Origin of the sequence: Microbacterium sp. 69-10, assembly GCF_001897945.1 — a bacterium.
Taxonomy (GTDB): Bacteria; Actinomycetota; Actinomycetes; order Actinomycetales; family Microbacteriaceae; genus Microbacterium.
Genome location: NZ_MKRT01000022.1, coordinates 84,024 through 89,774 on the forward strand (window position 1 = coordinate 84,024; position 5,751 = coordinate 89,774).

General features: G+C 67.0%; 7 protein-coding genes. 3 read left to right on the forward strand and 4 right to left on the reverse strand.

Going from position 1 to position 5,751, the window contains the following annotated elements; all coding sequences use genetic code 11:
* Positions 1-477 (reverse strand): class I SAM-dependent methyltransferase (locus tag BGN97_RS09490; protein ID WP_292700534.1); only part of this gene is annotated, 477 nt, incomplete at its 3' end.
* A gap of 148 nt (positions 478-625) precedes the next feature.
* On the opposite strand from BGN97_RS09490, the gene groES reads away from it, so the two are divergent.
* From groES to BGN97_RS09505, 3 genes are all read left to right on the forward strand, one after another.
* Complete coding sequence (groES, locus tag BGN97_RS09495) at positions 626-922, forward strand: co-chaperone GroES (RefSeq protein ID WP_099196502.1); 297 nt, start codon at positions 626-628, stop codon at positions 920-922.
* A gap of 74 nt (positions 923-996) precedes the next feature.
* Entirely contained in the window at positions 997-1,911 is a 915-nt protein-coding gene (rarD, locus tag BGN97_RS09500; protein WP_292700541.1) for an EamA family transporter RarD, read from the forward strand.
* A 119-nt stretch (positions 1,912-2,030) separates the two neighbouring features.
* Positions 2,031-3,287: a penicillin-binding protein activator gene (locus BGN97_RS09505; RefSeq protein WP_292700543.1), complete on the forward strand. Its 1,257-nt coding sequence runs from the start codon at positions 2,031-2,033 to the stop codon at positions 3,285-3,287.
* A gap of 71 nt (positions 3,288-3,358) precedes the next feature.
* Here the strand turns inward: BGN97_RS09505 and BGN97_RS09510 are convergent, their stop codons facing one another.
* From BGN97_RS09510 to BGN97_RS09520, 3 genes are all read right to left on the reverse strand, one after another.
* The gene (locus BGN97_RS09510) at positions 3,359-4,093 is read right to left on the reverse strand and encodes an ABC transporter ATP-binding protein (protein ID WP_292700545.1); all 735 of its coding nucleotides are present in this window, start codon (positions 4,091-4,093) and stop codon (positions 3,359-3,361) included.
* Complete coding sequence (locus BGN97_RS09515) at positions 4,090-5,058, reverse strand: ABC transporter ATP-binding protein (protein ID WP_292700846.1); 969 nt, start codon at positions 5,056-5,058, stop codon at positions 4,090-4,092. The genes BGN97_RS09510 and BGN97_RS09515 overlap by 4 nt, the downstream gene beginning before the upstream one ends.
* Before the next feature lie 22 nt (positions 5,059-5,080).
* Positions 5,081-5,751, reverse strand: a 671-nt coding sequence (locus BGN97_RS09520) for a branched-chain amino acid ABC transporter permease (protein ID WP_292700547.1), incomplete at its 5' end; no start/stop codon positions are given.

A 5,751-nucleotide genomic window follows, 5' to 3' on the forward strand; every position in this document is an offset into this window, starting at 1 on the left:
GCTGGCGCTCAGGAACTCCTCGGCCTGGCCGTGGCGTACTGTCGCTCCGAACGGCGCGAGGTTGTAGGCCGCGATCCCGGCGGTCACCTCGTCGGCGTCCACGGCAGTCACGGTCAGGCCCGCACCGGCGAAGGCGAGGCTGTCGCCGCCGATGCCGCAGCCCAGATCGGTGACCGCGGTGATGCCTGCCCGTCGCATCCGCACGGCGTGCAGCGTGGCGACGTTCAGTCGGGTGGCCTGCTCGAGGCCTGCCCGGGTGAACAGCATCCGCTCCGCGAACTCGCCGAACTTCGCCGCCGCCTTCACCCGCAGGTGCGCCTGCCCGACCACGGCCGACACGAGCTCGGGGGAGTGGCCGGCCGCGCGCAGCCGTGACACGGCGCGCGCGACGTCGCCGGACGACTCGACCGGCCCGACCTCGTCGAGCAGCGCGAGGCCGTCGCGGGTGAGCAGGGCGGTCAGCTCGGACATCTCCACCCGACCAGCCTACGGTCGTGCGTCCCGGCCCGCCCGATTGGCACTCGCATTGCATGAGTGCCAGCCGTCGGCATACACTGGAGTTAGCACCCTCGGCATGAGAGTGCTAACAGTCTTCTGATCTCAGTCACGAAAGAAGAGGTACACCGTGTCGGTTTCCATCAAGCCGCTCGAGGACCGCATCGTCATCCAGCAGGTCGAGGCAGAGCAGACCACCGCAAGCGGTCTGGTCATCCCCGACACCGCCAAGGAGAAGCCCCAGGAGGGCCAGGTCGTGGCTGTGGGCCCCGGCCGCATCGACGACAACGGCAACCGCGTTCCGCTCGACGTCGCCGTTGGCGACCGCGTGCTCTACAGCAAGTACGGCGGCACCGAGGTCAAGTTCGGCGCCGACGAGTACCTCGTGCTCTCGGCTCGCGACGTCCTCGCGGTCGTCGTCCGCTGACGCTGACGTTCTCCAGGGCCCGGATGCATGGCATCCGGGCCCTTCGTCGTTCCAGGCGCCACTAGGCTTGATCGGTGAGCACGAAGAGCGCGGGGACGCTGTACACGATCGGGGCATACCTGCTCTGGGGCGTCTTCCCGCTGTACTTCCTCCTGCTCGAACCGACCGGCCCGTTCGAGGTCGTCGCATGGCGGCTGCTGCTCACGCTGGTGTTCTGCATCCTGCTGCTGGTCGTGACCCGCGGATGGGAGAAGCTGCGCATCATCTGGCGCCAGCCCAAGCTGCTGGCGCTCACCGCGCTGGCGGGCGCCCTGATCTACATCAACTGGCAGGTCTTCGTGATCGCCGCGATGAGCGGGCACGTGGTCGAGACGAGCCTGGGCTACTTCATCAACCCGATCTTCACGGTGCTGCTGGGCGTGCTGGTGCTGCACGAGCGCATCAGGATGGCGCAGTGGGTCGCGATCGGCATCGCCGCGGTCGCGGTGGGCGTGATCATCGTCGCCTACGGGGCGTTCCCGTGGATCGCCCTGTCGCTGACGGCGTCCTTCGGCCTGTACGGGCTGGTCAAGAAGAAGATCGGTCCGTCGGTCGACGCGGTCAGCGGCCTCACGCTGGAGTCGTTCTGGATGATCCCGATCGCCGCGGTCATCCTCATCGTCGTGGCGCAGGACGGCCACGGCATCACGATGGGCGCCGTGAGCCCGCTGCACACCGTGCTGCTCTCCTGCGCGGGCATCGCGACCGCGGTGCCGCTGCTGCTGTTCGCCGCCGGCACGCGTCGGGTCGACCTGTCGCTGATCGGCATGATCCAGTTCATCACCCCGATCATGCAGTTCCTGCTGGGCTGGGCCGTGCTGGGGGAGCCCATGCCCGCCGAGCGCTGGATCGGCTTCATCCTGGTGTGGATCGCGATCGCCGTGTTCGTCGTCGACCTGCTGGTGCAGAAGAGTCGGGGCCGCCGCCAGGCCGCCGCCGAGCTGGTCTGAGGGGATGCGCGGGATCGTTAAGGGACCGAGACCCGCACGCCGACCGCCGGAGTCCCACACCGCATAGGGTAAAGGCATCCGAAAGTGGTACTCCACGTTCAGTAACGCAAGGGAGCAACATGAACGCATTGAAGGGCTCGCGTCCGGCGAGGATCTTCGCAGGGATCGCGCTGATCAGCGCATCCGCACTCGTCATCTCCGGCTGTGCCAGCACTCCGGCATCCGAGAAGCCGACCGACGGGGGCGAGAAGCCCGCCGCCGACCTCACCCTCAAGCTGGGTTCGCTGCTTCCCGAGACGGGTTCGCTGGCCTTCCTCGGCGCCCCGATGGAGGCGGGCGTCCAGCTCGCCGTCGATCGCGTCAACGAGGCGAAGGCCGGCGTCACGATCACGCTCTCCACGGGCGACGAGGGCGACACCGACACCAAGGCCTACGAGACCTCGATCACCAAGCTGCAGAGCGAGGGCATCACCGCGATGATCGGTGCGGCGTCGTCCAGCGTGACCAAGCTGATCCTCGACGGCAACGTCGGCGCCGGCATCCTGACCGTCTCGCCGTCGAACACCTCGCCCGACTTCTCGGGCCTGAACCCGCTCTACTTCCGCACGGCGCCCAGCGACCTGCTGCAGGGCGAGACGCTCGGCAACCAGATCTCCGAGGACGGCAACAAGACCCTCGGCATCATCTACCAGAACGACGGCTACGGCACGGGTCTGGCAGAGGCCATCGAGAAGACGTTCGGCGAGTCCGGCGGCAAGGTCGTCGCGAAGTCCTCGTACAACGTCGGTGACGGCCAGTTCAACGCGCAGGTCGCTGAGGTCGCGGCCGCGAAGCCGGATGCCGTCGCGGTCGTCTCGTACGACCAGTTCGCGACCATCGCACCGCTGCTCAAGAACGCCGGCGTCAACACCGGCAAGCTGTACCTGGTTGACGGCAACCTGAAGGACTGGAAGGACCAGATCCCGGTGGATCTGACCGGTTCGAAGGGAACCCGCGCGGGCGCCGACCTGCCCAAGACCTTCATCGACGACCTGAACAAGGTCTGGGAGGCCAAGGGCAACAAGCCGATCGACGCCGTGACCTACTCCGCTGAGGCCTACGACGCGGTGACGCTCATCGCACTGGCGGCGCTCGAGGCGAAGTCGGTCGAGGGCAAGGACATGGCTGCCAAGATGCGCTCGGTCTCCGGTGGCGCCGACAAGGGCACGAAGTGCAAGACGTTCGCCGAGTGCGCGAAGCTGATCAACGACGGCAAGAAGATCGACTACGACGGTCTGTCCGGCGAGATCACGTTCGACGAGAACAACGACCCGAAGGGCGCCGCCATCGGCGTCTACGAGTTCGAGACGGGCAACGTGCTCAAGCGCATCAGCTGACACGCACCGTCCCACGGAGAGCCCCGGATGCCTGGCATCCGGGGCTCTCTCCGTGCGCTCGCATGCGCTGTCTAGGCGGCGTCCTGCCCCAGCGTGCCCAGGTACAGCCCGATCACCTTCGGGTCGTTCAGCAGATCCCGCCCGGTGCCCTCGTAGGCGTCGCGGCCCTGGTCGAGCACATAGCCGCGGTCGCAGATCTGCAGGCAGCGGCGCGCGTTCTGCTCCACCATGATGGTCGTGACGCCTGCCCGGTTGATGTCCGAGACGCGGATGAACGCGTCATCCTGCCGCACGGGGGAGAGGCCCGCGGAGGGCTCGTCGAGCAGCAGCACGGACGGATCCATCATCAGGGCGCGCGACATGGCGACCATCTGGCGCTCACCGCCGGAGAGCGATCCGGCGCGCTGCCCGAGACGCTTGCCGAGCTCGGCGAAGATGCCCGTCACGAACTCGAGCCGCTCGTTGTAGATCCGGGGGTTCTGATACAGCCCCATCTGCAGGTTCTCGGCGATGGTCAGCGACGGGAAGACGTTGTTGGTCTGCGGCACGAAGGCCACACCGCGCTTGACGAGCTTGTCGGCCTTCAGGCCGACGATGCTCTCGCCGTTGACGGTGATGTCCCCCTCGCGCACGTGGACCATGCCGAAGATCGACTTCAACAGCGTCGACTTTCCGGCGCCGTTGGGGCCGATGATGCCGATCAGCTCGCCCTTGCGGGCGATCAGGTTCGCGCCGTTCAGGATGTTCACCCCCGGCAGGTAGCCGGCGTGGACCCCGGTCAGCTCCACCACGACGTCGTCGGTCATGACCGGTCCTCCTCTTCCTTGTCGAGTTCGGCTTCGGCCTCGGCCTCGATCTTCTCCCGGATGCGGGAGGCGAGCTCATCCGAGGAGGTGGCCGCACCGCCGTCGACGACGGACAGGCGTCCCGTGACCACGCCCAGGTCCACGTCCTGGTGCGCGCCCAGATAGGCGTCCACCACGGCCTGGTCCTCCATGACCTCCTCGGGCGGGCCCTCGGCGACCACGCGGCCCTCGGCCATCACGACCACCCAGTCCGCGATGTGCCGCACCATGTGCATGTCGTGCTCGACGAAGAGCACGGTCATGCCGCGGTCCTTCAGATCGAGGATGTGATCCAGCAGCGACTGCGTGAGAGCCGGGTTGACGCCGGCCATCGGCTCGTCGAGCATCACCAGGTTCGGATCGCTCATCAGGGCTCGGGCCATCTCCAGCAGCTTGCGCTGTCCGCCCGACAGCGCGGCGGCGAAGTCCTTCTCCTTTGCGTCGAGCTTGAAGCGCGCGAGGAGCTCGCGGGCCTTCGTCTCGATCTCGGCATCCTGCTTCCGCCAGAGGAACGGGAACATCGCCGCGAAGAAGCTCTCGCCCCGCTGATGCGGTGCGCCGAGCTTCATGTTCTCGAGCACGGTGAGCAGCGACAGCGCCTTGGTGAGCTGGAACGTCCGCACCTGACCCATCCGCGCCACCTTGAACGACGGCACCCCGGCGAGGCTCTTGCCGTCGTAGGACCAGGTCCCCGAGTTGGGCTTGTCGAACCCGCAGAGCAGGTTGAACAGGGTGGTCTTGCCCGCGCCGTTCGGCCCGATCAGGGCGGTGATCGCACCCCTCGGAATCTCGAGATGGTCGACGTCGACCGCTGCTAGACCGCCGAACCGGCGCTCCACCCCGTCGACGATCAGGATCGGGTCGACCTTCGCCACTCCCGGCGCTGCCGGTCCCTTGGTCAGGCCGGTTGTCTTCTGCCGCTTCACACTCTCGGTGACGGGCTGGTTCTCACTTGACAAAGGTCATCTCCCTCTTGTCTCCGAGGATGCCCTGCGGGCGGAAGATCACGATCAGCATCAGCACCACACCGGCCAGGATCCATCGCACGATCTCAGCCTGGATCGAGGTCATGGGCAGGTATCCCGCGGTGGCCATCTGCGGCAGGAGGTTCCCGAGGAACGAGAACACGATCCAGAACAGCACGGCGCCGAGCGTCGGGCCGAGCACTGTGGCGGCGCCTCCCAGCAGCAGGATTGTCCAGAGGAAGAACGTCAGCGACGTCGAGTAGCTGCCCGGCACCACGGCCGAGGGAACCGCGAACACGATGCCGCCCATGGCGCCGATGACGCCGCCGATGATCAGCGCCTGCATCTTGTACGCGAACACGTTCTTGCCGAGCGAGCGCACGGCGTCCTCATCCTCGCGGATGCCCTTGAGCACCCGGCCCCATGGGCTGCGCATGAGCGCCCAGACGACCAGCACCGCGATGGCGAGCATGATGAGTCCGAATACGCGGTTCCACAGCTCCACCTCGGTGTACGTGAACGGACCGAATCCGTACGTGCCAGGCGGGAACGGGTTGATCGATCGGAAGCCGTCGCTGTAGCCGCGCAGACCCGCCGAGGAGTTCGTGTACTCCTTGAACAGCTCGGTCTGGAACAGCAGCCGCACGATCTCGG